This window comes from Actibacterium sp. 188UL27-1, from assembly GCF_016901225.1.
Taxonomy (GTDB): Bacteria; Pseudomonadota; Alphaproteobacteria; order Rhodobacterales; family Rhodobacteraceae; genus 188UL27-1.
Map to the genome: position 1 here is coordinate 1 of NZ_JAFEUL010000054.1, position 1,164 is coordinate 1,164.

The window sequence follows — 1,164 nt, forward strand, 5'->3', positions numbered from 1 at the left end:
CGTATCGCGCTGACCAGTGGGCTTACGCGTAAGCAAGTGGCCGACGATCTGGGTGTTGGCATGTCGACGCTGCACAAATGGATTACGGCGCACCGAGACACGGAAGTGGTTTCGCAAGAGGATTTGAGTCTTGCCCAAGAGAATGACCGGCTTCGACGGGAGAACCGGCTCCTGAAGGAGGAGAGGGAGATCTTAAAAAAGGGTGAGACCATTTTCCGCCATTGGTCCAAGGACAATGGACGAACCAGTTCTTCGCGGGCCTAAAGCAATGAGATTTAGGTTTGTTGAAGAACACAGAGCCAGCTTTCCAACCAACCGGTTGTGTGATGTCGTCGGCGTTAGCACGCGTGGTCTGAGGGCATTCCGCAACCGTCCGGCGAGTCGCAGACAGCGGTCTGATCTGGTCACGCTGGCTCACATCAAAGAACAATCGCGTCTCAGTCTTGGCAGCTACGGCAGGCCTCGGATGACTGAAGAATTGAAGGAGATCGGCCTGGACGTCGGTCATCGCCGTGTTGGTCGTCTGATGCGCCAGAACGGCATATCCGTGGTTAGAACCCGCAAACATAAGGTGACGACAGACAGCGATCATAAGTTCAATATCGCACCCAACCTGCTGGATCGTGACTTCAACGCTGATCAACAAAATCAGAAATGGGCGGGAGACATAAGCTATGTATGGACGCGCGAAGGCTGGTTGTATTTGGCTGTCATCCTGGACCTGCATTCCAGGCGGGTCATCGGTTGGGCCGTGAGCAACCGCATGAAGCGTGATCTTGCGATACCGGCGTTGAATATGGCCATCGCATTCCGTGCGCCACCAAAGGGCTGCATCCATCACACAGATCGCGGGTCGCAATATTGTTCGCATGACTATCAGAAAATCCTGCGTCAGCACGGGTTCAAAGCGTCGATGTCTGGGAAGGGCAATTGTTACGACAATGCAGCAGTCGAGACCTTCTTCAAGACCATCAAAGCTAAGCTGATCTGGCGGCGGTCATGGGAAACGCGGCGGCAGGCTGAGAGAGCGATCTTCGAATACATCAACGGCTTCTACAATCCGCGTCGCCGCCACTCAGCACTCGGATGGAAAAGCCCGGTCGCCTTCGAACGCAAGGTGGCCTAAAGAGCACCAGGGGCGGCACGAAAACGCGACAGGTCCAA

At 55.1% G+C, this 1,164-nt stretch carries 1 pseudogene; it reads left to right on the top strand.

What is annotated here, in order from left to right:
• Positions 1–1,126: pseudogene (locus tag IU397_RS23155) on the top strand (IS3 family transposase); the annotation flags it as partial.
• Positions 1,127–1,164: the final 38 nt, after the last annotated feature.